A 337-nucleotide genomic window follows, 5' to 3' on the forward strand; every position below is an offset into this window, starting at 1 on the left:
AGCCAAAAACCCCAGATAGCCTTGAGCTATCCGGGGTTCTTGTTTTCATCGCTAAAATGATATCAACAATTTCATTTTAGTCGATTTTTGGGACTTAGTCTTCTAAATCCATTTCAGAAGCTGCTGATTTCTTCTTCTTGCCAAGAAGAGAGGCAGTTGCCAAGGCAGCTACTCCTAATCCAAGACCAGCAAATTGGTTACTTGCAGTTCCTGTATTTGGAAGTTTTCTACCGTTTGAACGTCCTGGTCCAGCAGGTTGTTGTGCAGGAGCTTGTGAGTGGTTCAATGCACTTGAGATTGAAGCACTGTCAGACAAGCTAGCTGAGGTACTTGCGCT

General features: G+C 43.9%; 1 protein-coding gene. It reads right to left on the reverse strand.

All coding sequences use genetic code 11. The annotated features are described in order from the left end of the window. Nucleotides 1-94: 94 nt before the first annotated feature. The coding region (locus tag SORDD05_RS09665; protein ID WP_155718874.1) for an LPXTG cell wall anchor domain-containing protein at nt 95-337 on the reverse strand (243 nt) is incomplete at its 5' end.

The organism is Streptococcus oralis (genome assembly GCF_001578705.1).
In the GTDB taxonomy this organism is placed as follows: domain Bacteria; phylum Bacillota; class Bacilli; order Lactobacillales; family Streptococcaceae; genus Streptococcus; species Streptococcus oralis_J.